At 37.4% G+C, this 26,227-nt stretch carries 20 protein-coding genes, 2 pseudogenes and 1 CRISPR repeat array (1 of these 23 cut by a window edge); of the genes and pseudogenes, 18 read left to right on the top strand and 4 right to left on the bottom strand.

Annotation, left to right across the window (positions count from 1 at the left end; translation table 11 throughout):
* Positions 1-1,313: direct repeats of the CRISPR family, unit length 30 nt; unit sequence GTTTTTAACTACTTATTGTGAAATGTAAAT; it begins 228 nt to the left of the window's first position.
* Between the two features lie 382 nt (positions 1,314-1,695).
* The 10 genes from JL53_RS02785 to JL53_RS02830 all read left to right on the top strand — a co-directional run bounded on the left by JL53_RS02785 (position 1,696) and on the right by JL53_RS02830 (position 15,017).
* Positions 1,696-2,940 (top strand): ABC transporter substrate-binding protein, encoded by a 1,245-nt coding sequence (locus JL53_RS02785; protein ID WP_003721179.1) that lies wholly within the window; start codon positions 1,696-1,698, stop codon positions 2,938-2,940.
* Positions 2,941-3,007: 67 nt separating this feature from the next.
* Positions 3,008-3,898, top strand: a complete 891-nt coding sequence (locus JL53_RS02790) for a carbohydrate ABC transporter permease (RefSeq protein WP_003721178.1) — start codon at positions 3,008-3,010, stop codon at positions 3,896-3,898.
* A 2-nt stretch (positions 3,899-3,900) separates the two neighbouring features.
* Positions 3,901-4,737, top strand: coding sequence for a carbohydrate ABC transporter permease (locus JL53_RS02795; protein WP_038406699.1), 837 nt, complete (start codon positions 3,901-3,903; stop codon positions 4,735-4,737).
* Positions 4,738-4,752: 15 nt separating this feature from the next.
* Positions 4,753-7,182: a glycoside hydrolase family 38 N-terminal domain-containing protein gene (locus JL53_RS02800; protein WP_038406700.1), complete on the top strand. Its 2,430-nt coding sequence runs from the start codon at positions 4,753-4,755 to the stop codon at positions 7,180-7,182.
* 13 nt (positions 7,183-7,195) lie between these two features.
* Positions 7,196-8,065, top strand: a complete 870-nt coding sequence (locus tag JL53_RS02805) for an ROK family protein (RefSeq protein WP_038406701.1) — start codon at positions 7,196-7,198, stop codon at positions 8,063-8,065.
* A complete protein-coding gene (locus JL53_RS02810) occupies positions 8,055-9,473 on the top strand; it encodes a glycoside hydrolase family 125 protein (protein WP_234288418.1) in 1,419 nt (472 codons plus the stop codon). Before JL53_RS02805 ends, JL53_RS02810 begins: the two co-directional genes overlap by 11 nt.
* A gap of 88 nt (positions 9,474-9,561) precedes the next feature.
* Positions 9,562-10,434, top strand: a complete 873-nt coding sequence (locus tag JL53_RS02815) for a MurR/RpiR family transcriptional regulator (protein WP_038406702.1) — start codon at positions 9,562-9,564, stop codon at positions 10,432-10,434.
* Between the two features lie 121 nt (positions 10,435-10,555).
* Entirely contained in the window at positions 10,556-12,304 is a 1,749-nt protein-coding gene (locus tag JL53_RS02820; RefSeq protein ID WP_038406703.1) for a class I mannose-6-phosphate isomerase, read from the top strand.
* A 165-nt stretch (positions 12,305-12,469) separates the two neighbouring features.
* Complete coding sequence (locus JL53_RS02825; protein WP_038406704.1) at positions 12,470-13,885, top strand: DHA2 family efflux MFS transporter permease subunit; 1,416 nt, start codon at positions 12,470-12,472, stop codon at positions 13,883-13,885.
* Positions 13,886-14,012: 127 nt separating this feature from the next.
* On the top strand, positions 14,013-15,017 hold the full coding sequence (locus JL53_RS02830) for an ROK family transcriptional regulator (RefSeq protein ID WP_038406705.1): 1,005 nt from the start codon (positions 14,013-14,015) through the stop codon (positions 15,015-15,017).
* A gap of 35 nt (positions 15,018-15,052) precedes the next feature.
* Here the strand turns inward: JL53_RS02830 and JL53_RS02835 are convergent, their stop codons facing one another.
* Positions 15,053-16,369: a 6-phospho-beta-glucosidase gene (locus JL53_RS02835; protein ID WP_003718625.1), complete on the bottom strand. Its 1,317-nt coding sequence runs from the start codon at positions 16,367-16,369 to the stop codon at positions 15,053-15,055.
* Positions 16,370-16,571: 202 nt separating this feature from the next.
* On the opposite strand from JL53_RS02835, the gene JL53_RS02840 reads away from it, so the two are divergent.
* Both JL53_RS02840 and JL53_RS02845 read left to right on the top strand, forming a co-directional pair.
* Entirely contained in the window at positions 16,572-17,324 is a 753-nt protein-coding gene (locus JL53_RS02840; RefSeq protein ID WP_038406706.1) for a MurR/RpiR family transcriptional regulator, read from the top strand.
* Positions 17,325-17,430: 106 nt separating this feature from the next.
* Positions 17,431-17,874 carry a DUF2798 domain-containing protein gene (locus JL53_RS02845; RefSeq protein ID WP_003718629.1) on the top strand — a complete coding sequence of 148 codons (444 nt, stop codon included), beginning with the start codon at positions 17,431-17,433 and terminating at the stop codon, positions 17,872-17,874.
* A 53-nt stretch (positions 17,875-17,927) separates the two neighbouring features.
* On the opposite strand, the gene JL53_RS02850 is transcribed toward JL53_RS02845, so the two are convergent.
* Positions 17,928-19,586: a SulP family inorganic anion transporter gene (locus tag JL53_RS02850; RefSeq protein WP_003718630.1), complete on the bottom strand. Its 1,659-nt coding sequence runs from the start codon at positions 19,584-19,586 to the stop codon at positions 17,928-17,930.
* A 101-nt stretch (positions 19,587-19,687) separates the two neighbouring features.
* Positions 19,688-20,428 carry a MerR family transcriptional regulator gene (locus tag JL53_RS02855; RefSeq protein WP_038406707.1) on the bottom strand — a complete coding sequence of 247 codons (741 nt, stop codon included), beginning with the start codon at positions 20,426-20,428 and terminating at the stop codon, positions 19,688-19,690.
* A gap of 133 nt (positions 20,429-20,561) precedes the next feature.
* Here JL53_RS02855 and JL53_RS15795 point away from each other — a divergent pair.
* The 5 genes and pseudogenes from JL53_RS15795 to JL53_RS02870 all read left to right on the top strand — a co-directional run.
* Positions 20,562-20,749, top strand: a pseudogene (locus JL53_RS15795) (hypothetical protein); the annotation flags it as partial.
* Positions 20,750-20,842: 93 nt separating this feature from the next.
* Positions 20,843-20,983, top strand: a pseudogene (locus JL53_RS15285) (diguanylate cyclase domain-containing protein); the annotation flags it as partial.
* Between the two features lie 67 nt (positions 20,984-21,050).
* On the top strand, positions 21,051-21,875 hold the full coding sequence (locus tag JL53_RS02860; protein WP_038406708.1) for a class I SAM-dependent methyltransferase: 825 nt from the start codon (positions 21,051-21,053) through the stop codon (positions 21,873-21,875).
* A 76-nt stretch (positions 21,876-21,951) separates the two neighbouring features.
* Positions 21,952-22,221 carry an ACT domain-containing protein gene (locus JL53_RS02865; RefSeq protein ID WP_003718634.1) on the top strand — a complete coding sequence of 90 codons (270 nt, stop codon included), beginning with the start codon at positions 21,952-21,954 and terminating at the stop codon, positions 22,219-22,221.
* An 18-nt stretch (positions 22,222-22,239) separates the two neighbouring features.
* Positions 22,240-23,595, top strand: a complete 1,356-nt coding sequence (locus JL53_RS02870; RefSeq protein ID WP_038406709.1) for a PFL family protein — start codon at positions 22,240-22,242, stop codon at positions 23,593-23,595.
* A gap of 37 nt (positions 23,596-23,632) precedes the next feature.
* On the opposite strand, the gene JL53_RS02875 is transcribed toward JL53_RS02870, so the two are convergent.
* On the bottom strand, positions 23,633-24,601 hold the full coding sequence (locus tag JL53_RS02875) for a LacI family DNA-binding transcriptional regulator (protein ID WP_038406710.1): 969 nt from the start codon (positions 24,599-24,601) through the stop codon (positions 23,633-23,635).
* Between the two features lie 172 nt (positions 24,602-24,773).
* Here JL53_RS02875 and JL53_RS02880 point away from each other — a divergent pair, with 172 nt between their 5' ends.
* A complete protein-coding gene (locus tag JL53_RS02880) occupies positions 24,774-26,096 on the top strand; it encodes a 6-phospho-beta-glucosidase (RefSeq protein ID WP_003718638.1) in 1,323 nt (440 codons plus the stop codon).
* Positions 26,097-26,227: the final 131 nt, after the last annotated feature.

The following is a 26,227-nucleotide window of genomic DNA, read 5'->3' on the forward strand; positions in this document are numbered from 1 at the left end:
TATATTATCAATTAACGCCATCACGATGGCAATTATCGTTTTTAACTACTTATTGTGAAATGTAAATAGATGTTTCCTTATTCTTCCACGCTTTTTCTTTCCGTTTTTAACTACTTATTGTGAAATGTAAATGAGGCTGAGAGCTTGGCATGACTATTTGGTGACATCGTTTTTAACTACTTATTGTGAAATGTAAATATCATATGCTGGGTATGGTAGACTTCTCATCAGAGTTTTTAACTACTTATTGTGAAATGTAAATTTCTAACAGCGAACTGCTTAATTGCTTCCTGTTCGTTTTTAACTACTTATTGTGAAATGTAAATACATTAGTACTCAGCTTCACTTATTTGAGTTACTTGGTTTTTAACTACTTATTGTGAAATGTAAATGGTATCAACGTTCGATAGAATGATTAGATACATTGCGTTTTTAACTACTTATTGTGAAATGTAAATAAGGTATGTCGGATGCCGCACAAGTGATTAACAGTAAGTTTTTAACTACTTATTGTGAAATGTAAATCGAGAAATGGGCTAGGTTCATGGAATATTGTAGACAAGGTTTTTAACTACTTATTGTGAAATGTAAATTTTCCTACTGCGCCGCTGTCACTTCCGCCATGCCCGGTTTTTAACTACTTATTGTGAAATGTAAATACAGCTAATGCTTTTGTAAGCAAGTCTGCATTCCCTGTTTTTAACTACTTATTGTGAAATGTAAATTGCTTCTTTTGCGAACTTTCTGATGTATTTTTTTCGTTTTTAACTACTTATTGTGAAATGTAAATCCAATTGGCCTTCTTGTTCATTAATTGGAGAATACGGTTTTTAACTACTTATTGTGAAATGTAAATAGCTAATTTGGTACCGGGTTTGTACCATTTAATTTTGTTTTTAACTACTTATTGTGAAATGTAAATGCCAACCACGTACTTACTCCGGTTTCCATTTTCGGTTTTTAACTACTTATTGTGAAATGTAAATACGAAACCAGCAAGTAAAACAAAAGAAAAAACAAGTTTTTAACTACTTATTGTGAAATGTAAATTCAGATGAGGAATTAAAACGTGCAGAAAACAGTAGCGTTTTTAACTACTTATTGTGAAATGTAAATGGAGATTGGTTCCGCAAGTATCGCATTTAGCTTTTGTTTTTAACTACTTATTGTGAAATGTAAATCGCAAAAGCGAGGGCATCAGAATTATTTAATTCGAGTTTTTAACTACTTATTGTGAAATGTAAATCAAGGATAATTTGCTATCTATATTCTGTGTATTTTTTGTTTTTAACTACTTATTGTGAAATGTAAATTCTTACAAGAAAAGGATGAGCGAGAAGAGGCACTGCCACTAAAAAATGAGAATAAAAGAAAAACACTTTCGTTGGATTCATGTAAAATGAAATTAACGGAGGTGTTTTTTCATCATGTCCCACTTTTCTGAGCAGACTGATTTTATTTAAAAAATCAGTTTCTCAATAATTAGTGTATTCTCTTTTTTTCGTCCAGCGAAAACCATTTTCGCAATCTTTGAAACCGCTTGCAGTAATGGTTAGCTATACTTATAATGAACGTAGCAAATCGGCCAAAAAGGAATAAATTTTCAAAATTAGCTAACTGGAGTAGTAGAAAACGGAAAAGTGGAAATATTTCGTTCTATTTTCATTGAAAACGAACAAAAAGGAGAGCTTAAGAATGAAAAAAATCGTACCAATCAGTTGTATTGTTGCAGTTTTAATGCTTCTAGCGAGTTGTGGTAGTGGAGATGCATCCAGTTCAAAAGTGGAGTTTTATACGGATAAGGGCGGAGAAAATGTAGGTATCTTGAACTCCATGTCAGACCAGATTGAAAAAGATGGGGGCGTTGGTTATAAAACCGTGGGATACACGGAGGTGACATCTTATGAAACAACCGTACAACAATCACTTGATAGCGACAAAGCACCAGGATTGTTCACTTGGTGGAGTGGGGATAAATTGAAAAAGCTGGTAGATAACGATTTGGCTGTGGACTTAACGAAAGAATGGAAAGATTATTATGAAAAAGAAGGGGTCAACCCAGGGCTCGCGGATGCTTTTACAATAGATGGAAAAGTGTATGCTGCACCGTTTAGCGTATTATACAACGGGATTATATACAATAAGCATTTATTTGATAAGTATAATTTAGAAGTTCCAAAAACTTGGGATGAATTTATAAAAGTATGCGATACGCTTAAGGCAAATAAAATAGACCCAATTGGGTTAAAAAATGATCCTTGGGCAAGTTTTCTATGGTTTCAAACGCTAATTGCAAGTTATGATCCGGATTTATATGTGGGACTCACGAATGGTGACATTAAATATACCGACCCTGAAATGAAAAAAGTGATGAAAATCTGGCAAAAAATGATTAAAAAAGGGTACTTTGGTGATCCAGTAGATCCAGCATCGCAAGCAAAAATGTTTTCAACAGATAAAAGTGCGATGATCTATGAGCCAAGTGTGACATCTGCTACATTGAAAAAAGAATACAACATGGAACCAGGCAAAGATTTCGATGTATTTGTTGCTCCATCGATGAAAGCTGATCAAAAACAAGTTATTTTCTTTGAAGCATCTCCAATTGTTGTTTCTAAGAAGAGTCAACAAAGTACCGATGCAAAAAAAGTACTCCGCAGTTTCTATAAGAAAGATGTACAACAAATTTTCGTTGATGAGGCAGGTATTATAAACACAGATAAAACTAAGTCAGATGATCCTGTAAATGGAAGTTTTGTCAAAGAAGCTGGAAATACAGATAAATATCAAGTAATGGTGCGTTACTATGAGGCTACACCAAGTGAGGTTGTCACAGTTGCAACCGATGAACTATGGAAATTTTTCTACAAACCAACCGATGCAGTGCTGGATGATACCTTGAATACGATTCAAAAAACTGCGGACAGTGCATTTAACTAAGATAAGGAGTAAGAGGGAGTGACAACATTGCTCGCCTCTTGCTTTTAAAAAGAAAGGTGTGTCTGATATGAGTTTACAGGCGAAAGCAAACCTGAAAAGGGGCGGGGGATTAAAACCTTATTTATATATTGCACCAGCAGTACTTTTTGTGTTCTGCTTTTGTATTTTATCTATTATTTTTACATTATTTATTAGTTTTACGGACTGGAGTGGTTTGGGGAGTTTTAAGTTTGTTGGTTTTGATAACTATATTGCTGTTTTCCAAGACAAGAACTTTTTGTTATCTTCTATTAATACGCTAGTCTGGGTGGCTGCGGGACTTATCATCCCAGTTGTTCTTCCGTTACTTTTTGCCATTGCGATTATTAAAAGTTCTTTTGCGACTATCTTCAAAAATTTGTTTTACTTTCCAAATGCTGTTTCAGGTGTAATTGTTGGATTGATTATGACTAGTCTTTTATCGATGTATGGTTTGCCACAGTTATTAGGAATGCTTGGTTTTGAAAATTTGGATAAAAACTGGCTTAATATTCCTTATGTTAATACAGGTGTAATGATTGTAGCTGGGATTTGGCAAGGGATTGGCTTGAATATGTTACTTTTTATTATTGGTTTAGTGAACATGCCATCAGAACCAATCGAGGCAGCAAAGTTAGAAGGTGCTTCAGGGCTTACTTTATATACAAAAATTATTTTACCACTACTTAAGCCGACGATTGTTGTAGTAGTGCTTATGTCACTCGTGAACAGCTTCAAAACATTTGATAGTATCTGGGTTATGACTGGCGGGGGACCGTATCGTACGTCAGAAACGTTAGCCGTTACGATGTATAAGGAATCCTTTTCGAATAATCATTTGGGGATGGGGTCGGCAATTGCCGTAATGCTATCCGTGATTATACTAGTTATCTCCATCTTTTATTTACGAAAGACATTTACGAAAGAAGGGAGTAATTAATTATGATACAAGAAAAGCACGCTGGAGTCGGAAAATGGACAGTAAACATTATTCTGATTATACTGGCTATTATCTGGGTCTTTCCATTTCTTTACGTGATTGTCAATGCCGTAAAAAGCTCGGCAGAATATAGTACTGGGAATTTTTGGGATTTACCAAAATCATTTTCGATTGCGGAAAACTGGGAGTACTTAACACAGCAAATTCAGTTAGGTTCTGGTTTTATTAATAGTATAATTTACGGAGCATTAGGTGGCGGTCTTGGTATTATTATGGCGGCACTGGCAGCATATGCGATTGAAACACTCAAAATCAAGCACGGTTTACTATGGTTTTTCGTCATTTATAGTGGGACTATTTTTCCGTTTCAAGTATATTTGATTCCGATTTTTAAAGCATACAATAAGGTCGGGTTATATGATACACGCGTTGGGATGATACTTATTTATGCGGCGCTGATTATTCCGTTTAGTGTATTTGTCTTGCGGAATTTCTTGATGGGTATTTCTAAAGAGATGCTTGAAAGCGCAAGAATGGACGGGGCATCTGATTTTTATATTTTTAGGAAGATTTACATGCCAATGGCTCGGGCTCCGCTTGCGGCAGTATTTTTATTCCAATTCACTTGGATTTGGAGTGATTTGCTATTCGGAATGACATTGACGAAATCAGAATCTGCACGACCTGTAATGGCGGCGGTGTCCTTGCTCGGCGGGTCGACGATACAAAAAGTACCACCGATTTTGTTAGCAGCAATTATTGTCTCCATTCCGACAATTGTGCTATTTATTTTGTCACATAGAAACTTAGAAAAAGGATTTATTATGACTACTAAATAAGGAGTGTTGTCCAAAATGGCATTATCAAAAAAATGGAAATTATACGTATTGCATCATTCTCATACTGATATAGGATATACGGAGCGCCAAGAAAAATTAAAGCGGTATCATGTTGACTTTATCCAGCAAGCGATTAATATTTTAACAGAAATTGAAAATGGAAACCGTCCGGAATGGGAAGGATTTCGCTGGGTATGTGAAAACTATTGGCAAGTAGAAAATTTTCTTAAAAATAGTAATGAAGAAAATATTGCTTGTTTTGAACGTTATGTGCAGGCAGGACTGATTGATATCTCACTTAATTATTTAAATATGACAGAATTAGTAGATGACGATGTTTTGAATCATAAATTGGCGCAAGGTCGGAGTTATGCTGACCATTTAGCAGTTCCGCTTGATTCGGCGATGACTGCAGATATTAATGGCTACTCTTGGGGATATGCTGATGCGTTAGCGAATAATGGGATTGAGAACTTATTTAGTTGTATTCATACACATCATGGCATGTTTCCGCTGGGGAAAAAACATCAAGGATTTTGGTGGGAAGGCCCAAGTGGCGAGCGTGTCTTAACGTGGGTATCTGACCACTATCATATCGGAAACGAACTATGTTTAGTACCGGATCACGGTATTACCTATTTGCTGGAGGAGCGCTTTAATGCAAATGCAGAGGTAGCAGATTTTAAAGTAGCAGAAGAAAGGATTTTCAGCTATATAGAGAAGTTGGACGAGGACGAGGAATATGATTATCATTTTGTACCGGTTATGGTTTCTGGAATGAGTACGGATAACGGTGCTCCGAATGGTCAGATTTTAGAGCGAGTAAGAGCTTGGAATGACTTGCACGGTGAGCAAATTGAGATTGAAATGATAACGCTTAACCACTTTTTTGAAATTCTGCGGGAGGAAATGAACGAATTGCCAGTCTATCGTGGTGATTGGAATGATTGGTGGGCGGATGGTGTTGGTTCAACGCCGGCTGTTGTAAAACATTATAAAGATGCACAGCGAAAATACCACATTGGCAAGCAGTTAGCACCTGAATTTGTTGCAGCAGACAAGCAGTATCTGGATGAGGTGGAGTACGAGCTGACACTATACGCAGAACATACATGGGGTTACTCATCTTCAGTGACAGAACCTTGGGAAACACTCGTCAATGATCTGGATTTTAGGAAGTCGGCCTATGCTATTCGTGCAAATCAATTGGCATCACTGAAATTAGACCAAATTTTAGCAGCCAAAGGGGAAGTAACGATTCGACCTGACCGAGAAAAACTGTTCAAGGTAATTAATCCACAAGCAGTGGCACGGACGGATAGTGTTTGCTTATATATTGAGCACTGGGAGGATGTTGAAGGTGCTGGTGTAGACATTTTATTGCAAAATATCGAGGTGGTAGATGAAGCAACTGGGGAAATACTGCCATCACAAGTTAGGGAAATAGCCCGAGCAAAAGAAGTGGAAGTAGTTCTTGAACTAGCAGGTTTGGAGGAGCGGATTTTACGTGTACGCTTAAAGAAAAAACTGCAAAAAGAAGCTTATCGTTATTTAGCGGCGGATAAAGTAAAAGATATCATGTATGATGGCTGGCAAGAAGGGTTACGTATGAATGCGCATCAAATTGAAACAAAATATTACTCGATAACATTAGATGAAACAAAAGGAATTGTTGCGATGAAAGATAAGTTGGATGGGAAATCCTTACTTAGAGATAATCTCGAACATGCGCCGTTTGCAGGGATTTATGAGCGAACAACAACGGAACCAAATGCGTGGGAAGTTCGTCATACAATGGGAAGAAACCGCAAGAAAATGAATACAAATCGTTACGTATCAAAATTACGAGATATTCAGGTAGGCGGATCCGGTGATGTTAGTGGAACCATTATATTTAGCTATGATTTAGAAGGAACACAAATGTATGAAGTTCACATGAAAGTATATCGTGACACGCCAAAAATAGATGTTACGCTTCGGTTGCATAAAGACAGCATTTGGGATCCTGAAAATCTATATATTTCATTCCCATTCACAACTGGCACAACAGAAGAACTTTATTTTGATAAAACAGGGTGTCTTGTACGTCCTGGAATAGACCAGTTACCTGGGACAAATCAAGAGTTTTATTTAGTGCAAGAGGGGGCAGCTTATGTTGGAACTGAAAAATCGATTATTCTAGCGCTAAAAGATACGCCGTTATTAGTGCTCGGTGATTTAAAACACCACCTTATCGAACTAACTGGACAAGGAAAGACCGAAAAAAATAAAGAACCACTTTATGTTTGGCTAATGAATAATTTCTGGGAAACGAATTTCAAAGTAGATTTGGCAGGTTTTTATGAGTTCCGTTATACACTAGCGACATTACAAACAAACCAGGCGGATGTTGCGGTTGCTGCTTGTAAATCATATAATCAAGGCTTTTTATCGATGTATATCTAGGGAGTGGGGAGTAATGTATCGTATCGGAATAGATGTTGGCGCAACGAACATGCGAGTGGCATTGTTTGATTCGAATAATCAGTTGGTGGCACGGGAACAAGTGAAAACAGAAGCGGTATTGGGACCCGCTCAAGCACTGGAAAAGTTGGTGGGGATGATTGGGCAAGTTGATCCAAAAGGCTTAGCAATTGGAGTTGGTATTGGCGCTCCTGGACCGCTTGACATTACGAATGGCATGGTTCTTGATGCTCCAAATTTACCCGGGTGGCATGGATTTCGCATTCGTGATGAGCTTGCGAATCGTATAGGTACACCAGTTTCTCTGATAAATGATGCCAAAGCAGCAGCTCTTGCTGAGGCGAGAATGGGTGCGGGAATTGGCTTCTCCACTGTTCAATATATAACTATAAGTACTGGTATTGGCGGAGGCTTTGTTTGTGACGGAGAAATATTTTCTGGTAGTCATGGACATGCTTCTGAAGTTGGGAACATGGTAGTTAATGCGAGTTTGTTAAATGGTACGTTAGAGAATATATGCAGTGGGAGTGCCTTGTTGCGTGTAAGTAAACAACTATTCGGTGAAGACAAGACAGCAACTGAGTTATTTGTGCAATATGAAGCTAATCAAGAAGAAGCATGCCAAGTAGTGGAAGATTGGCTATATCATTTTAGTGCTGGACTAACATCGATTATCCAAGTAATTGATCCAGAAGTTTTCGTTCTCGGAGGAGCGGTCGTTCTAAATCATCCTTGGTTAGTAGAAAAATTATATCCAATTATAACAAAGCAAGTGTATAGCACAATGAGAGAAAATATTCAGTTGAAAATCGCAAGTCTAGGTGATGATGCAGGACTTTACGGGGCTGCGTTACTTGTTAAGTGAAAGGAATGGTGGGATTTTGGAAAATAATACAAGTCTAGATAAGGAACTGATGGGAGACGATACGTATATACGGTTACAGCAAATTACAGCAGAAATTGTAAAAGAAGCTGCAAGTGATAATACTGAACTTGCAACATTAATTGATGGAGCGATAGATCAAATTTTGCAGCAGGGAAATTTATCCGAGAAGTTGCAAAGAATGTTTCGAAAATGCATGCTAAATACGATTACAACCACACTTGTGCAAAAACAAGATGATTCGGCCTTTTTAATTACAGGCGATATACCAGCGATGTGGTTGCGTGACTCGGGAGGTCAATTGCGTGTATTTCTAAATTTAGATGATCCAAGTGGGAAGCTATATGATGTGATTCGAGCGGTAATTAGGCAACAGTTTCGTTATGTCCAGCTTGATCCATATACAAATGCATTTAATTTTACTGGAAATGGCAACAGTTGGAGCGATATAGACCGAAGTGAACGAAAGAATCCTTGGAGCTGGGAACGGAAATATGAACTTGATTCCCTTTGTTTCCCAGTAGAGCTTGCTTATTTTTATTGGAAGCGGACAAAACGAGTAGATTTATTTGATGAGGATTTTCTGACAGCTGTTAAAGTATTAATAGATGTATTTCGCGTGGAACAGCATCATGAAGAAAAGTCCGAGTACTTCTTTATTCGAGATAATGGTATTGAACAAGACAGTTTGCCAAATCAGGGGCGAGGAACTAAAGTTGGTTATACTGGCATGATTTGGTCAGGTTTTCGTCCTAGTGATGATGCTTGTGAATATGGTTATTTGTTACCAGCAAACATGTTTGCCGTCGTAATCCTTGGCTATTTGGAAGAAATAATGACAACTTTTTATCCAGAGGAAAGAGTGTTATTAACCACGATAACAAAAATCAAAGAAGAGGTACAACAAGGCATTGAAAAATTTGGTATTATTGACCACCCCACACATGGAAAAATATATGCCTATGAGGTGGATGGTTTAGGGAATAGCAATCTTATGGATGATACAGGTGTTCCAAGCCTGCTTTCCTTACCATATATAAAATATTGCGATACAGATGAAGCTATTTATCAAAATACACGTCGTTTCTCTCTATCAAAGGATAATCAATATTATTTTGAAGGTGCAGCCGCAAAAGGATTAGGAAGTCCTCACACGCCTCCCGAGTACGTTTGGCATATGGGATTAGCGATTCAAGGGTTGACTTCAACGGATCAAACTGAATGTCAGGAGTTGCTATGTTTATTTGAAACAACAGATGCTGGAACAGATCTTACACACGAAGGTTTTCTGGCAGATGATCCAACTATCTATACGAGAGATTGGTTTTCTTGGTCCAACTCGATATTTTGTGAATTTATTTTAAAAGAAATGGGAAAATTAAAGCTATAACTTATTTTCGATGTGCAGGATATCCCTGATATTATTTGGGGGTATCCATTGTATAATGGTTCTATTAAGAAGAAAAGAGGTTTTAGCGATGAAGTCAGGAATTGTGCAATTGCAAGCAATGGCCAAGCAATCTATGGGGTCCTATCAAGATATTGCAAAATACATCATAGCAAATGCAGAAACAGTGAAAACGATGCATATTACACGATTAGCTGAAGCGTGTTTTACAAGTCCGGCAACCATTGTGCGAATGTGTAAAAAGCTTGGTTATAAAGGCTTCACCGATTTTAAACAAGACCTTGTGTTGAATTTACATAAATGGTTTTTTGAGAAGCAGGAAGTATATAATCGAGGTTATATTTATCCAAATAAGGCCGCAATTGAAATTGGAGAAGTTATTACAAACTTAACAATAAATGGCATGATTAAAAGTGTGCAATTTCTGGATTCAGAGCTGGTAACTGATTTGGCAAAAATACTATATGAAGCAGAACAGATTGATTTTTATGGTTGCGGAATTTCCAATCTTGTCGCACAAGATTTTTCCTATCGTTTTTTACGTTCAGGAAAAAGTACGAGTGCATTTGCAGATTCGCATATTCAAATTTCACAAGCGCAACAATCTGGCGCGGGATGTGTCGCTGTTGGAATTTCGTATAGTGGAGAAACTCAAGAGGTGATAACAGCATTGGAGATTGCCAAACAGCTGGGTGCATACACGATTTCATTTACATCGGAGGAAGATAATAGTTTGGCACAAGTAGCTGCTTGTAATATTACTGTTGCTCAGATTGAACACCCAGAAGGCTATGTTGCAGCAGCTTCACGTATCGAAATGTTGCACGTAATGGATATTATTTATTCCGTTTATATTAGTACATACGACGAAACCATCGCAGCGAAAATAGCACGAACAAGACCTTATTTCAAAAAGAAAAATGAGGATATGGAGCAAGATTAGAACATGACATTTAAGACTCCTTTTTCGTACGGCGGAAATGGTTTTCGCTATTAGCTAAAAGTATTGTAGAAAGCGCTTTAAGTTCTTATACTGAAAGCATGAAGAGAAGGAGGCATTGGAAATGAGAAATAATGAAATGAGATATAATCACTCTCCAACTACAACAGTGAAAGGTGATTTTAAAACTTGGACGGGATTTCAAACTATCTGTTTAGAACTTTCAACTGTGCTAGCTAAGTATTCTAAAAAAAATACTGTATTAGTAATAGAGACTTATCCAGGAGTTCGTATTGAAACGCTGAGAGCTGCCTTGGATAAATATTTTGAAGGAGCAACCATTTTCTGTGCGGATGATTTTGCGATGAATGGTCAGGAAATTCAGGAAAAATTTGCTATGTTGATAACAGAAGACCGTGTTTTCGGACGAATGGCAGCAATTAAGGTGGAGGATTACTATGAAAAATCAAAGTTAGAGCTGTTGCGGAATAAGCTAACTGTTACAGAGGGTTTGACAATTGTTTTTGGAACAGGAGCAAGTTTGGCAGTAGAGGCAGATTTGACGGTTTATGTGGATGTTGCGCGCTGGGAGATTCAGCAACGAATGCGTTCAGGTGAAATTGGTAATTGGAATGATACAAACTTAGATGAGGATATTTTGCGGAAATATAAACGAGGTTTTTTCTTGGATTGGCGAGCAGCAGATCGATTAAAAGTAGAGTTATTTGACAAAATTGATTATTATGTGGACGATAATGAGCTGAATAATCCCAAAATGGTACACTGGTCGGCATACTGTTCAGCACTAGAACAGATGCTGCAAGGACCATTTCGCTTTGTACCGTATTTTGACCCAGGAGTATGGGGCGGACAATGGATGAAGAAAAACTTGGGCTTGGACGCAAAGGCTAGTAATTTTGCTTGGGCATTTGATGGGGTTGCAGAGGAGAATAGCTTGTATTTGCAGTTTGGAGAGGTTCGTGTGGAGACTCCAGCAATCAACGCAGTATTGAAATATCCAATGGAACTACTAGGCGAACTAGTATACAGCAGATTTGGTGCGGAATTACCGATTCGGTTTGATTTTCTGGATACGATGGATGGACAGAACCTTAGCTTGCAAGTACATCCCAATAAGGAATATATTAAAAAGCAGTTTGGAATGGATTATACGCAGGAGGAGAGCTATTATTTATTAGATGCGAAGAATGATGCAGTTGTTTACTTGGGTATGAAAGACGGTGTTAAACCAACTGAGTTTATAGGTGCACTGGAAGAAGCGCAAACAGGAGAAGTTTCGCTGGATGCAGCGCGCTATATCAATACAATTCCAGCTAAAAAACATGACCATTTTTTAATACCATCGGGAACAGTTCATTGTTCGGGTGCTGATTCGATGATTTTAGAAATAAGCTTGTGTGCGTACATTTTTACTTTTAAACTGTGGGATTGGGGACGATTAGGACTAGATGCGAAACCACGACCAGTGCATATTGACCACGGCGAAAAAGTGATTAACTGGAATCGTCCTGAAAAATGGGTGGCAGAAAATTTAGTGAATCAGTTGGAACCTTTAATTAAGACGAAGACCCATACAAAGGAACGTACAGGATTGTACAAAACAGAACAAATTTATACTGAGCGAGACTGGTTTACGGATTTTGTCGATTACGATAATTCAGAACAAACCGTGAATATGTTGAATTTGGTTGAAGGAGATAAAGTTGTGGTAGAAAGTTTGGATGACAGCTTTGAAGCCTTTGAAGTTCATTATGTGGAAACATTCGTAATCCCAGCGCAGATAAAAAGATTTAGGATTAGTAATGTTGGAGAAAGCGAGCGAGTTGCTATTTTAAGAGCTCGAATTATGTGAGAAATAGGCGCAATCAGGTGAGTCTGGTTGCACCTATTTTTTTGCGAGAAGCTTTGAAAAGAAAAATTATTATCAAAATGAAGCTACGAAAATTGACTTCTTACCCAAATCTCCGTAATATCAAACATAGACTACTATATTTTAGTCTGAAAAGGGGGAAATTATATGCAGCAAGAAAGAGCAATGGAGCGGAAGATTCGGCCGATTCCAATTATTGCCTCATTTTTGATGGCAGGATTTATTGGGTTATTTAGTGAAACGGCATTAAATATGGCGCTTAGTGATTTGATACAGGTGTTTGATATTAGTTCAGCAACAGTGCAGTGGCTTACAACTGGTTACTTATTAACGCTTGGAATATTAGTACCGATTTCCGGATTACTTTTACAATGGTTTACAACTCGTGGATTATTTTTTACAGCAGTAAGCTTTTCGATTGCTGGGACACTAATTGCAGCAATCTCACCAACGTTTGCAATGTTAATGGTAGGGCGTGTAGTACAAGCAGTAGGTACAGCACTATTATTACCATTAATGTTTAATACCATTTTATTAATCTTCCCAGAGCATAAACGTGGCTCTGCGATGGGAATGATTGGGCTAGTTATTATGTTTGCGCCGGCTGTTGGTCCGACCATTTCTGGACTGATTTTGGAAAACCTAACATGGAATTGGATTTTCTGGATTTCTTTACCATTCTTAATTATCGCATTATTATTTGGAATTAAATATATGCAAAATGTTTCGGTTGTAACAAAGCCGAAAATTGATATTTTATCGATTATTCTTTCTACACTAGGATTTGGTGGGGTTGTATTTGCCTTTAGTAGTGCAGGAGAAAATGGCTGGGGTAGCGCAACAGTTCTAACAGCAATTATTGTTGGTGGAATTTCACTTGCTTTATTTGTATGGCGCCAACTGACAATGGAAAAACCGTTAATGGACTTAAAAGTTTTTAAATATCCGATGTTCACACTAGGACTTATTTTGGTATTTATTAGTTTCATGATGATCCTTTCGACGATGATTCTACTTCCGCTTTACTTGCAAAATAGTTTAGCACTCGCAGCATTTTCGGCGGGACTTGTTTTGCTTCCGGGTGGAGTATTAAATGGTTTGATGTCGCCATTTACTGGTCGGTTGTTTGATGCGTATGGCCCGCGCGCACTTGTTATTCCAGGGTTTGTAGTCGCTGTTATTGCGTTATTCTTTTTAACGAGAATTGAAACAGATACGACGGCATTGACAATTATCATACTTCATTCGGTGTTGATGATTGGGATTTCGATGGTCATGATGCCTGCGCAAACCAATGGATTAAATCAACTGCCTCGTAAGTTATATCCAGATGGCACAGCGATTATGAATACGTTGCAGCAAGTTTCTGGAGCAATTGGAACGGCTGTCGCAATCACGATTATGACAGCTGGACAAAAGGCTTACATGGAAACCGCGCAAGGAGCTGGACCGGAAGAAATGGTTGCATCACTTACAGCCGGAATCCAAAACGCCTTTGTTTTCGGATTAATTATGGCGTGTATTGGCCTTGTTTGCTCGTTATTTATTCGAAAAGCAAAATAATGATAGGTCAGGAGCTTCTCTTAATTGAGAAGTTCTTTTTTTGACAAAAATTAGGCGAACAGTTAAAATAATATTAAATATAGTTTATAAAGTTTGTTTATTAACTTTTTGGAAAGGAGCGGTTTGGATGGCACTTCCACGTGATTTGAAAGAATTGAATAAGCGACATATCAAATCGATTTTACGTCAGCGGGGCGCGATGACGAAAGCAGAAATTGCAGAAATAACAGACCTAAGTGTGGTTACAGTGAACAAGTTAATACGCGCTTTAGAAGAAGATGACGAAATTATCGAGCAAGATAGTTCAGTTGTAACTGGCGGAAGAAGGGCAATTTCATACAAAATTAATCCGAATTTCCAACAAATTTTGGTCGTTAGTTTACAAGAAAAATGGAAGAAAATCACTTATTCTTTTTCTGTATATAATTTGTTAGGCGAAGTAGAGTTTGTGGAAGATATGTCGGGGGAAGATTTAGATATACATGCGCTGAAAAGAAATATTAAAGACCATGTTTGTGCTTTCCCTAAGATTTCTTGTATTGTAATCGGTGTTCCTGGAATTGAAATTGGTGGGAGACTGCGGGCGATGGATTTTCCGCTACTTTTGAATGTACATTTGCGAGAAACATTGGAATCAGAAGTGAATTTACCGGTGCTTGTGGAGACTGATACGAATGCAGCAATTTTAGGTTATAAAAATCGACCTGTCACAGAAAATAACATTGTTGGGCTTTATTACCCAGAACGCTTTCCTCCAGGTGCTGGCTTACTCATGAATGGGGAGATTTTAAAAGGAAAGAATGGACTTGCGGGTGAAATTAAGTATATACCATTGCAAATTGATTGGGATAACTTTGATTTTTCAGTGGACAAGATTAAAGAACATATACGCAAAATGGTTCTACTCACAATGAGTTTTTATGATCCAGAAACGATTGTTATCTATACGAACTTTTATTTCGGGCAAAAAGATTTTATGGAGGAATTGACACTTAGTTTAGCGGAGATATACCCATATGCAAGACTACCTAAAATTCTATTATCGCGAAAATTTACGACAGACTATCGAATAGGCTTATTTGCTTTTGGGATTGATTATCTAGAGAATAATTTGACGGACTGGAGAATATAAAAAGATGAACCTTGAAAAAGGCTCATCTTTTTTGTTTATTTAAAGAAATTTGGCAAGTATTCTTTGTGGGCTTCTAAAAGTTCATCCAGCATTTCGCGGGCAACGGATTCGCTCGGAGTTAACGGGTTGATTGTCATCGCAAGTAGTGCTTTGTCATAATCCCCAGTTACTGCTGCTTCTGCTGTTAAACGTTCAAAAGTCTTGATTTCTTGAATGATTCCGTTGATAGCGATTGGAAGGCGTCCGCTTGCTAGTGGAATTGGTCCTTGGCGAGTGATAACACAGTTTGTTTCTACTGCGGAATCAGGGTCGATATCAAGGATTGCTCCGTTATTACGAGTATTAACGATTTGAATATCGCGTTTGTCGTTGTAAATCGAGTTGATTAAGTTACATGCAGCTTCACTATAATAAGCACCGCCACGTTGTTCTAGTTGTTTTGGTTTTTCAGCAAGTTCTTCTTGTTTATAAAGTTCGAATAGTTCTGCTTCTACTTTTTTAACAACTTCTGCACGAGTACCATGTTCCGCATATGCACGAGCTTGGTCTTCCAGTTGTTGTTTTGTTTGCCAGTAGTAGCGCAAGTAGTCGATTGGAATCATGTTAAGTGTACGTAAGAACGTTTTGTCCCAACCAGTTGCGTTAATATTTTTCAGGCTTGAGCCAGCTTCATCTTCTGTCATTTTGAAAACAACATCTTTTGTTACATCTTTGCCATTATGATAAACGGTTTTTGCGAATACCATGTGGTTTAAACCAACGAATTCAACGTAAATTTCGGAAACATCTACACCGAGCGTGTCAGCGATATTACGTTCGATGCCGATTGGTCCGTTACATAAGCCAACTACTTTCTTTTGGTTACTATAACGAAGAACTGCTTCTGTTACCATTCCAGCTGGGTTAGCAAAGTTAATTAACCAAGCATCTGGGCAAAGGCGTTCCATATCTTTACAAATATCCAAAATTACTGGAATTGTACGAAGACCTTTGAACATGCCGCCTGGTCCGTTTGTTTCTTGACCAACAACGCCATAAGAATTCGGAATACGTTCATCTTTTACACGTGCATCTAATAAACCGACACGTAATTGAGTTGTAACGAAATCAGCATCTTTTAAAGCTTCTTCACGATCAAGTGTTAAATGTATTTCCATGTTAACGCCAGCTTTTTTCACCATACGTTTTGCAAGATTACCAACGATTTCTAGTTTTTCACGGCCAGCTTCTACGTCTACTAACCATAATTCGCGAACTGGTAATTCATCTTGACGTTTAATAAATCCTTCAATTAATTCGGGTGTATAACTTGAGCCGCCACCAATAGTTGCGATTTTAATACCTTTAGTCATTATTCATACCTCCAAGGATATTTTTTTGAAAAGGCTTACTTCTTTGTAACTAGCCTTTTCTTCTCACAGTTATAGTATAGAAATATTATGAAAAAATAGCTAGTATTTGGCGAACAATAGGTAAGGATTTCCTAAGTAGGAACTTGTTACATTTGAGTAACGAGGTGTTACATGGTAAAATAAAGCGAAAAGAGGTGTGGAAATGCTTTTTTTAGATAAAAATTTAGAATTAAATGATACGGAATTAGATATTTATAATTATATTGTGGCGAATTTAGATAAAGTGGTTTACATGCGGATTCGTGATTTAGCGACCGAGGCACACGTTAGTACGACAACGATTCTGCGGTTTTGTCGAAAATTCGGTTGTAACGGCTTTTCAGAATTCCGTGTGAAGTTACAACTTTACTTGGAGGAACAAAAATTGGCGCAAATTGATATGGCAGACGAGACAACCTATATTGATTTTTTGAAGCGAACCGCACAACCGGAATTTAAAGCACAAATTCAAAATGCTGTTCGAATTCTTCGCGACCGGGAATTGGTGTTATTTGCAGGCGTCGGTTCTTCGGGTGTAATTGCGGAATATGGTGCAATTTATTTTTCATCGTTATTTACATTAGCGCTACATATTGAAGATCCGCTTAATCATCCGTTTTATCATTTATCAAGCAAATTATCAGCTAAAATTTGTATGATTGCGATATCGGTTGAAGGAGAGAATAAAGATATTATTCGTTATATTCACCAATTAAAAGCGCAAAATTGCAAAGTTATTTCAATCACAAATAGCGCAAAATCAACCATTGCCCGGCTTTCTGATGCGAACATTGCTTACTATATTAATAAAGAAATGTACCAAGAAGCGAATATTACTTCTCAATTACCTGCGCTTTACACAATTGAAAATATTGCCCGGGAAATAAGGACACAAATTGATCAAGAAAAACGCTAAATAGCAAGTTTTGCTTAGATTTCTGAGCAAAACTTTTTTTGTAACAAAATTGTCACTTACGAAGAATTTTTTTATTTGCTACGATTGTTCTTTGGGAGGTGAAAGTATGTACAGTAATCGGAAAGAAAAGGTCGTTTTTACATTTATTATGTGTTCTTTAATGATTTTATGTATGAGTTCTTATAATATATTTCTAGAAAATGGAGTTAATTCAGGAGCTTTTGTGATTGTTTTAAAAGCATTTATACCGTTTGTTTTCATTGGGTTTTTATTAGATTTTTTTATTGTAGGGAAGATTGCTAGTCGTATACACAGCATGATAGTAAGCGAGAAAGCTTCGACATTAAAAAAAATCATAATGATGCAATTGTTGATGGTTACGTTTATGTGTGTGTTAATGTCAACGCTAAGTCTCCTTGTTAATCAACAGGACTGGAGCCATTTAGGAGTTCTCATTTTACGAAATTATTTTGTAGCTTTATTTTTACAAATTTTTATCGTGTCTCCTTTTGTTCGGTTTATTAGTCCGCGGATTTTTGGACTTTTATAAAGACGAAAAAAATGCTTAGCTTGAGTTTGATACTTAAGCTAAGCATTTTTTAATTATTTTTTATTATAAAAAGCATCAAGTGCATCTTCTACGGTTTTCTTCGTATAGCCATTATCAATAATATAACCAAGCTCATGTTTTCTAAAGCTCGTTTTTAAATGATCAATTAAGTCAGCGAAGTAATATTCAATGTCTTTATCGTCGAGCCATTTAAGTAAGTCTTTTAACTCTTCGGTAGCTGTGGTATCAATATTAATAATCGCACTAGACTCAAAAATTACTAGTTTTGTATCATCTTGGACAGCATTCTTTAAGCCGTCAGCGAATTTATTAAAATTTCCGAAGAAAAGGGAAGCGCTATAACGATAAATAACCACATTTGGAATTGGTTTCGCTTCTGGTTTGCGTTTTAAATCGAAGTAACCATGTCGGCCTTCGATGACACCTAAAATAGCAATAGGAGATTTCATCGAACGACTTATTACATTAATGAATGATAACACGATTCCAAGTAATACACCGAAAATAACACCAACTAGGAGTGTTCCAACTGCTGCAACAATCCAAACAGTTGCTTCACGATGAGAGACTTTGAATAACCCTTTTAGAACATCGATATCAATAATACCAACTAGTGCTGCAAAAACAATACCAGACAAGACTGGTTGTGGCATATAGTAAAGTAAGCCACTTAAAAAGGCAACAATAAGTGCAATAATTGTGGCTGCAACAATCGAAACCATTTGTGTCTTCCCGTGGAATTGTTCGTTAGCAGCAGTTCTTGACACACTTGCACTTGTCGGCGGACAACCGGAAATGGATGCGACGAAATTTGAAATACCGTAAGAAAATAGTTCTCGATTATCGTCAATCGTATATTTATTCCGTAGTGCAAAGCTTTCACTGGGTAGAAGCGAACCAGCAAATGTGGCAATTGCACAAATTAACCCGCCACCAATTGCTAAAGCCCAAGAACTTGCGCCAAAATCTGGAAGTCCAAGTGAAGGGAAGCCTACTGGTATTTTACCAACAATATCAACGCCTGACTGATCAAGTTTAAAGTAATAAGCTGCTAGTGTTCCAATGATTAAAACAATTAATGACATAGGAATTTTGGGGATTAATTTTTTACTAGTGATGACAATGATAATTGTAACAAGACCCATTGTTAGTGAAAGCCAATTCGATTGGAAAAATTGACCAAAAATAATGCTTAAACTAGAGAAAAAACTATCTCCACTCTCTTTTAGGCCCATTATCTTAGGAATCTGGCCCATAATAATGGAAACGCTAAGTCCTGAAATGAATCCACTAAGAACTGGTGCTGAAATATATTTTGCAAATCGGCCGAGTCTTAATATAGAAAAAAGCACTAAAAATATTGCACAAAAGAAAGCAAGTATAGGCGCAAGTGCAATGGCCTCTTTTGAACCAGCAGCAAGACCAGCCGTCCCTAAAATGATTGAACCGGTAATGGCACTAGCGGTAGCGTCAATTCCAAATACTAATTGTGGCGAACTTGCAAAAATAACATACGCAATAACTGGTAGGAAAGATGCGTATAACCCATAAATCGGTGGCATGCCTGCGACTTGTGCATAACCCATGGCTACGGGAATAGTAAGAGCCGCAACACCAACACCTGAAATAACATCATTTCGTAAATAGGATGCTTTATACCCATTTAGTGATAGTAAGATGTATTTAAACATAAGTACCTCCCTTTAAATTCATAATAATGTTTATTCTACACTATTATGCAAATTAATGAAATCTATAATATGATACCCTTTTCTAATATACGCCAATCATTTTAGTTGTTTTCTGCATATATTTTCATTGCTTTTTTAAGAAATAAAGCTAGACCATCACCGAATTGATCAATATTTTTAGTAAAGCGGTTATCTGTTATATACATTTCTCCAAGGTTACGGAAAATTTCTAATGTATAAATATCGCCATGAGTATCATTCAAGTATTGGAAGAAGTGATGTATGGCAAGTTGTGCTTCTTCTGAGGACGGATCTAAATCTCTGACGGCAGCTAGATTACGAAATTCTGTCTCAAAGATTTCTTTTAGTGCCAATTTCTCGTGCTTATCCATATTATTAATAGCTTCGTTGGCTTGCTCAAGCACTTTACCGCCCCAATTTTTTTTCGCTTCTTCTTCATATAGATTAGTAGAAAAGTCAAATCCAGTGAATTTTTCTTTGTTTGACATCGTAATTTCTCCTTTTTCGTTCTTGAGAGTTTGGTCTAATGTTTCAATCATTGTTCTGATATGCTGTTTTTTGTCTTCGAGTAGTCGGCGTTGTAAAGCGAACGCAACAGACCTATCAAAAGACGGGTCATCAAGAATCTGCTTAATTTTGATCAAAGGAAAATCAAGTGCTTTAAAAAAAAGAATTTGCTGTAATTTGTTGATATCTAGCTCTGAATAGATACGATAACCATTTGAGTTGTCTTTTTGTGGAACAAGAAGGCCGATTTTGTCGTAATGGTGGAGTGTGCGCACACTTACACCTGTTAATTCAGCTAATTCTTTTGTTTGCATGAGTGATTCCTCCTTCTGTATTTACTATAAAGTATGACGCAGCGTTAGAGTCAAGAGGGATTTTTATTTATTATACCCTGTTTAGCAGAAAAGTGTTTAAACATATTTAGACCATGTTCCTTTATTAAATAATGCAGCTATTGTAGAAAATGACAATACGGTTCATTCTTATCGATTCAAAAAAGGAGCCGGCACAAAAGAGGAAAGTTTTGAGACGAAAAATAGTAATAATAAAAAGTAACTGTCTTTGGAGCATTTGTGCTTTTAACGATTATTATACTTGGAGTGACTGTCCTATTCATCTTACGTAAATATCGCCGGATGAATATCTTCTTAAAATATTATCTTTTTAAATATCCACTACATTTTCGGTTATTTGAGATAGCTCTAAAATATAGGAAGAAAATTAAGTAGCAAAACTTATATTTAGGTACAATCGATCAAGAAATTTTACTCAAGAACATAATTTCTTTCCAAAAAGACGAATGTATTTTTTCTAGTATTTCTCATCGTTATGATTTGCTACTTGATTTAGCGACAAAAAAATTAGAATATGACGTGTAAAAACAAGAGTTACCTTCTATAATAGGAGGGGACTCTTATTTTTGATTGGAGGAAAGATATGAATTTAGATGAAATAGTTGATTGCATGTTACTAACTAATCAAGAAATCCAGCAAACGCAAACCGACCATCGTATGAAATTAGTCGATTTTTGGGAAATAAAGTCAGGTGATCGTGTTCTTGAAGTTGGGTGTGGGCAAGGAGATACAACAGCAGTACTAGCAAATGCAGTTGGTTCAAATGGTTTTGTTCAAGGAATTGATATTGCTCCAAAATCATACGGAGCACCGTTTACACTCGGAGATGCCACTGACCATTTGAAGAAGTCTCCTCTTGGTAATAGAATGGATTTTAAGCTGGCTACAAATATTTTACAAGGAGATATTACTTTTAGTGACCTGGAATTTGATGTAGCCGTTTTATCTCATGCTTCTTGGTATTTTAGTTCAAAAGAAGAACTTACTAGAATGCTCATTTTACTTAGTAAGTGGGCGAACCGCGTTTGTTATGCCGAATGGGACCCGCAAATAACGGATGTCAAACAATCTTCCCATCTGCTTGCTGTTCTAACTCAAGCTTCTTATGAGGCTTTTAAAAAAGAAACGCAGTCGAATATTCGCACATTTATCAGCCCTTTTGATTTAAAAGAAATAATCGCTGAACATCACTGGAAAATTGGGGAAGAAGCAAGTATTTATTCGGAAAAGATGCAAGATAGTCGCTGGGAAATCGAATATACAAAGAATTTTATCGCAAAAGAACTGGAAGCTGACTTAGGCGTGCCAGATAAATTCAAATCATTTTTGCTAAGCCAAACAAAGCTTATTCATCTGGAAAATAGCTTGCCAATGGCTTCATACTGTACTTCGTGGCAAGTGGGATAAATTTGTTTCCTTTTTCACAAGATTTAGATTTTTATGCTATAATGGAACGTATTAACGAACTAAAGGAGTGTTGACAGTGAGAGCAGTTTTAACAGTAATTGGTAAAGATAATGTAGGAATTATTGCCGGTGTCAGTAATAAATTAGCAGAACTTAACATAAATATAGCGGATGTATCGCAAACAATTATGGATGGATATTTTACGATGATGATGATGTGCGATATTAGCCAAATCACCAAAGAATTTGATGAAGTAAAATCAGAACTAGCTGGAAAAGGGGAGGACCTCCAAGTAAAAATACATATTCAGCGTGAAGAGATATTTAACGCAATGCATAAACTATAGAATGGAGGCAATTCTAGCATGGAAACAAATCAAATTTTAGAAACGATACGAATGATTGAAGAAGAAAAATTAGATATTCGAACCATTACTATGGGTATTTCTTTACTTGATTGTATGGATGGCGACGGGGAAGTTGCTAGAAAGAAAATTTATCACAAAATAGTAACGAAAGCGCAAAATTTAGTTTCTGTTGGAGAAGCGATTGAGTCTGAGTTTGGAATACCAATTATTAATAAACGAATTTCAGTAACTCCAATCGCGATTATTGCTGGTTCAAGCGCAGATTCAGATTATGTAGAATTCGCGAAGACACTTGATGCAGCAGCGAAAGCAGTTGGTGTTAACTTTATTGGAGGTTTTTCTGCGCTTGTTCAAAAAGGATATACAAAAGGCGATGAGATCTTGATTCGCTCCATTCCGCAAGCACTGGCAGAGACAGAACGAGTTTGTTCTTCTGTTAATGTCGGTTCAACCCGAACAGGAATTAACATGGACGCGGTTCGGCAAATGGGTGAGGTTATTAAAGAAACAGCAAATTTAACCGCGGATACACAAGGCTTAGGTTGTGCGAAGTTGGTTGTCTTTGCAAATGCGGTGGAAGATAACCCATTTATGGCGGGAGCTTTCCACGGTGTTGGTGAAGCAGATTGTGTTATCAACGTTGGCGTAAGCGGCCCCGGAGTTGTGAAGCGTGCCATCGAAAAAGTAAAAGGTGAACCATTTGATATTGTCGCCGAAACAGTAAAACAAACAGCTTTCAAAATTACCCGAATGGGACAACTTGTTGGGCAAGTCGCTTCCGAAAAACTTGGTATTCCATTTGGAATTGTCGATTTATCCCTTGCGCCAACCCCTGCTATCGGTGATTCAGTTGCGCATATTTTAGAAGAAATGGGCTTAGAGATGGTCGGAACACACGGAACTACTGCTGCACTTGCTCTTTTAAATGACGCTGTGAAAAAAGGTGGCGTAATGGCTTGTGGTCATGTTGGTGGATTATCTGGCGCGTTCATTCCAGTTTCAGAAGATGCAGGGATGATTGAAGCAGTTCAGCAAGGTGCCCTCAATTTAGAAAAACTTGAAGCAATGACGGCGATTTGTTCCGTTGGGCTTGATATGATTGCTGTTCCAGGTGATACAACGGCCGAAACACTTGCCGCGATGATTGCAGATGAGGCAGCGATTGGCGTCATCAATAATAAAACAACTGCTGTACGCGTTATTCCGGCAAGCGGAACCAAAGTTGGCGACATGGTCGAATTTGGTGGATTACTCGGAACCGCCCCAGTTATGCCGGTAAATGGGAAATCATCAGCTGATTTCATTGCTCGTGGTGGACGTATACCAGCCCCAATTCACTCCTTTAAAAACTAGAAAAAAGGTTTCCTCTCAAAATAAAGAGGAAACCTTTTTAAGTCGTCTTTCTTTCTACTAAATGGAAATCCAAATCAATCAGCGGTAAATCACTTCCGAATAATTGATTCATAATAAGCATAAAAGCATTTTCCGCTTGTAAATTCACTGGATAATGAATCGTCGTCATATCAAGCAAATGAGCAATTTCCATATTATCAAAACCACAAATCGCAAAATCTTCCGGGATGCGGTGTCCAGAACGTCTTGCCTCCGTCAGCAATCCCGCAGCGAAATAATCATTCGGTGTCAAGAAAGCATCAGGTTTATGCTCCGTCTTTTCCCACCAATGCGCAATTTTTTCCCCGTCTTGCCTGCTACCAAGCCCATAAAATTGTCTAAACTCATGCGGATCAAGGTCATAACGCTCACAAAAATCTTTGAAAGCAAGCATTCGACTTTGAGTATTGAGACCAGTAGTATTCCCATAAACATTCACAAATTTCCGGTAACCTTTTTCGTATAAATGCTCCAAAGCTAACGTATACCCATCATATTGGTTCATAAAAACAGAAGGGATTTTTTCGCTTTCTACACGTTGCCAAGTCACAATTGGTCCGTACTTGGTATAATGTTCAATCGTTTTCCAGTCGTTAGAACGAATCACCAGAACAAGTGCGTCAATTTTCTTTTGGCGTAACATTTCTAGTGCTTCTAGTTCCTTATCTTGGTCGATTCTTGTCATAAACAAAGTGACATTATAGCCATGCTCTTGTGCAATCATCGTAAAACTTTTTAAAAAAACATTCAGCGAGTCAGTGAAACTCGGAATTACCATACCGATTAGCTTTGTTGTGCCTTTTTTTAATGAAACTGCATTTAGGTTTGGCACATAATCTAGTTGATCAATGATTGTCTGGACACGTTTTCTAGTTTCTTCGCTGACATAATCACGTTTATTAATCACTCGTGAAACAGTTGCCGATGAAACACCCGCAAGTTTCGCGATTTCTTGAATATTTGCCACTTCCAAAACACCTCGATTTCTCGTAGCTCTTTATTCAGTATACCAAAAAACCGCACTAAATAGCCAGTTTAGATAAATTAAAAATTAATCCTTGACCTGTAATGCATTACATGAATTATGATGAGTTAGAAGAAAAGAAACCGCTTTAAAACTACTAGGAGGTAAGTAAATTATGAAAAAAGGTGTAAAAATCGTTACAATTGGTGGAGGATCAAGCTACACACCAGAACTTGTTGAAGGATTTATTAAACGCTATCATGAACTTCCAATCAGAGAACTTTGGCTAGTTGATATTGAAGCAGGACGTGAAAAACTAGAAATCGTTGGTAATATGGCAAAACGGATGGTTAAAGCAGCAAATATTGACTGCGAAGTACATTTAACACTCGATCGCCGTGAAGCTTTAAAAGATGCAGATTTTGTTACAACACAATTTCGTGTTGGTTTACTCGAAGCTCGTATTAAAGATGAAAGAATTCCACTTAGTCACGGAATTATCGGTCAAGAAACAAACGGCGCAGGTGGGATGTTTAAAGCATTCCGGACAATTCCCGTCATTCTTGGTATCGTAGAAGATATGCGCGAATTATGCCCAGATGCGTGGCTAATTAACTTCACAAACCCAGCAGGAATGGTAACCGAAGCTGTCCTTAGATACGGTAAATGGGACAAAGTTATTGGCCTTTGTAATGTACCAATTGGCGCAATTAAGAGCGCATCTGATGTCCTTGGAAAACCAGAAGAAGATCTATTTTTCAAATTTGCAGGGATTAACCATCTACATTGGCACCGTATTTTTGATAAAGATGGCACAGAGCTCACAGAAACAGTGATTGATGGACTTTACGGACCAAATGCAAACCCTGGAAAAGTCGTTGAAAACATCAAAAACATGCGCTTCTTATACGAACAAGTAAAACACTTAAAAATGCTTCCTTGTCCGTACCACCGTTATTACTACATGACAGATGCAATGCTTGAAGAAGAACTGGCATCATTCAAAAACGAAGGTACTCGCGGAGAAGTTGTGAAAAAATTAGAAGATAGTTTGTTCGAACTTTACAAAGATCCAAATCTTGATCATAAACCAGAAGAATTATCCAAACGTGGAGGCGCGCATTATAGTGACGCTGCCTGCGAAATTATTAACTCGATATACAATAACAAAGGAACATTAATGGTCGTATCAACACGTAATAATGGCGCAATTGATGACGTTCCTTACGATAGCGCAGTAGAAATTACCAGTGTTATTCGTGCACACGGAGCAGAACCAGTAAACTTCGGTAAATTCCCACCAGCACAACGCGGCTTACTACAAGTAATGAAATCAATGGAAGAGTTAACTATCGAAGCAGCTGTAACAGGTGACTATGCAACAGCGCTTCAAGCTTTCACATCGAATCCACTCGTTCCAAGCGGTGACTTAGCTAAAACTATTCTCGATGAAATGTTAGAAGCACATAAAGAATTCTTACCACAATTTGCCAAATAAAAATAAGAAAAGTGATTCCGATTTTATTGGAGTCACTTTTTTTATGGAAAATGGATAAAATTTTTAAAATCAAGTTGACTGACAATTTTATTTGTAGTAATATTTTAAAAGTATAGCATAATTCTAAAAAG

Origin of the sequence: Listeria ivanovii subsp. londoniensis, from assembly GCF_000763495.1 — a bacterium.
GTDB classification, from domain to species: domain Bacteria; phylum Bacillota; class Bacilli; order Lactobacillales; family Listeriaceae; genus Listeria; species Listeria londoniensis.